At 73.1% G+C, this 2,737-nt stretch carries 3 protein-coding genes; all 3 read left to right on the top strand.

All coding sequences use genetic code 11. The features are described 5' to 3' along the window. Window positions 1-269 (top strand): TMEM165/GDT1 family protein (locus tag RH94_RS04245; protein ID WP_143203952.1); only part of this gene is annotated, 269 nt, incomplete at its 5' end. Between the two features lie 925 nt (window positions 270-1,194). After that, on the top strand, window positions 1,195-1,638 hold the full coding sequence (locus tag RH94_RS04240) for a hypothetical protein (protein ID WP_073946312.1): 444 nt from the start codon (window positions 1,195-1,197) through the stop codon (window positions 1,636-1,638). A 379-nt stretch (window positions 1,639-2,017) separates the two neighbouring features. After that, a partial coding sequence (locus RH94_RS04235) for a thioesterase II family protein (RefSeq protein WP_073946311.1) occupies window positions 2,018-2,737 on the top strand: 720 nt, incomplete at its 3' end.

Genomic DNA, 2,737 nt, shown 5'->3' with positions numbered 1-2,737 from the left:
GGCCCGTCTGCACCACCGCGTTCATGGCCGTCTTCATCAGCGAATGGGGCGACCTCACCCAGATCACCACCGCCAACCTCGCCGCCACCAACGGCTGGCTCCCCACCGCCATCGGCTCCGCCGCCGCCCTGATGTCCGTCTCCGCCCTCGCCCTCCTCGTCGGCCGGTTCATCGCCAAGCGCGTGCCCCTGAAGACCGTGCAGCGCATCGGCGGTGCCTGCATGGCCGCCCTGGCCGCCTGGACCCTCGTCGAAGCCTTCGCCGGCTGACCCGGCCGACCGGCGACCGACCAGGACACGCGGTGCGGCCCCGACGGCGGACTGGGCCGCCCCCGGTTCCGTGGACGGCGCCGGTGGAGCCGGCCCGCGCGAGGCGGGATGGAGGCGGGCCCGAAGAGGCACCCTGCTCCGGGTGGTGCCGGGCTGCCTGTGCTCAGCTTCCTTGCCTCGTGCACCGGCTGCGAGACCGGTTCGATGAGAGGCGGGATCGCCGCACCGGTGCCGGATCCCCTTCTGCCGGAGCCGTGGCCAGGGAGGAGAAGCCGCCGGGAACGCCCGGCCGCGCGGAGGCCGGCACCTGTGCCACGGGCCGCCCGCTGGTGTGGCTCGGCTTGGCCGCGCGGACCAGGACGGTGGTGTTCGGCAGCAGCGGGGCGCACATCCCGCAGACCCCAAGGTCCTCGGAGCGGGGCGGCATCCGGCATGTCCCGGTGCTGCGGCCGACTGTGGCGGAGCGGTCGCCGTGGCCGGTGATTCTGATCGTCCGGGCCTGTCCAGGGATGTGCTCGGTGGCGGACGCGCTGTACGCGGTCGCCACGGCCGTCCGTTCGTCGTTGCCCGGTGCTGTCGGTCCACCATGTGCTGCCCGTCCGGCGGTCGGGCAATGGGTTTCCGCCCCGGGCGCAAGGCGTGCCGGGCGGCGTAGCACGCGGCGCCTCGAACACACTGAAAGCCCGGTCACCTCGTGGCGGGGCTTCAACGCGTGCGGTTGCCCCGCCTTCTGAGCCCGGACCGTCCGCTCACGTCGCCCCGCGGCACGCCGTGGGAAGGGACGACCCCTCCAGATGGGGGATAGGGGGGTGCCCAAGACGAGGCTGCCGCGGTGCACGGGAATCGGGGACCTTGGAACCCGCTCATCGCAGCCGACCGCCCGGCGCCGGTCGGTCCGTGTGTCGCCACAGAGGGGAATGTCGTCATGAGCAAGTTCGCGCGGGGCGGGGGCAGGGGGAAGCGTACCGCCGCTGCCGGCCTCGTCATCTCCGGCATGGTGATCAGCGCCTCGATGGCGCCCGTCACCGCCCAAGCCGCTGTTCCGGTCTTCCCGGACAACATCACGATCTTCCCGGACCGGGACTTCGTCTCCATCGACGGATTCTCCGGGCACGCGGGAGAGCAGGTGACCGTCGAGGTGCGGCGCCCCGGCATCGGCGTCGTCGGCTCGGCCACCGGCACGACGGCCGGGACGACCACCACGGCGGCGGCTCGCACGGAGGCCACGACGACCGCTGACGGCTCCGGACCGCGAAGTCGACAGACCGACGGATCGACAAGGCTTGGCCGTCGGCAGACCGGCTGGGTCGACCTCGCTCGGGTCGGCAAACGGTCAGCATGGGGCGCGGTGGCGTTCCTACGGCGCTGAAGGAGGGCGCACCGTCGGCCTGTCCGGCGGTGAGGGCGGACCCGGGGGCCGGCAACGGGCGTCGGCCGCCGGGTGGATCTTGGTGGTCAGCCTGTCGCGGGACCTGCCGACGCCGTGGTCACACCAACCCCGGAAAGATCACCTCAGCCGGGGCCGGCCACGACCGGACAGCCCTCGGACCGACAACGCTCATGGGCTACCACCGTCCCTGACGGCCCACGGTTCACGACCGGTGACCGACGGGTCATGGCCCACGGCTTCCGGAGGGTTCCGCTGCCCTGCTGACGGGCGGCGCGCGGGCACCGTACGGTCGGCGATGGTCACACCAAGCCGGCCGGGCGCGCAACCCCGGCCACAGGGAGGAAGGGCGGGAGCGCCGATGGAGGGCAAGGACCCCTGGATCAGACCACTGCGCGGTGCCGTGCCACCTCGCGCGCGCGTGCTCTTCTTTCCGCACGCCGGCGGCGCCGCCTCGTTCTACGCGCCGTTCGCGCGGCGGTTCCCCGAGGGGTACGACGTCGCGGCCGTCCAGTACCCGGGGCGGCAGGAGCGCCTCGGCGAACCGTTCGTGGCGACCGTCGAGGGACTCGCCGACCGGCTGATGCCGTCCCTGCGGCGATGGGCGGCGGAGCCCGTGCCGCTCGTGCTCGTCGGCCACAGCATGGGGGCGTCCGTCGCCTTCGAGTCGGTACTCCGGCTCGGGCGCGATCGGTCGACGGCACACTGCCGTCTCGTCGTTTCCGGCCGGACCGCCCCGTCGGCACCGCGCGAGATCCCGGCTTTCGACTCCGACCAGGAGATCCTCGACCACCTTGCCGGTCTCGGCGGCACCGACCCGGCGATCGTCCGCAGCCCGGAACTCATGGACCTGCTCCTGCCCGTCATGCGCAACGACTACCGGGCGGTCACCCGGTACCGGCCGGCCCCCGACGCCGTGGTGGACACGCCGGTCCTCTGCCTGACCGGGGACCGGGACCCACAGGTCGCGCCGGAGGAGGCCGCAGCCTGGAAGAGTCACACCACGGCCGGTTTCCGGCTGGAGATCCTCCCCGGGGACCACTTCTTCCTGACGGACCGTCCGGACACCTTCGTACGGCTC

The organism is Streptomyces kebangsaanensis, assembly GCF_001906585.1.
In the GTDB taxonomy this organism is placed as follows: domain Bacteria; phylum Actinomycetota; class Actinomycetes; order Streptomycetales; family Streptomycetaceae; genus Streptomyces; species Streptomyces kebangsaanensis.
Note: the sequence above shows the minus strand (reverse complement) of the source record. Positions and strands in the feature narration are given on the sequence as shown.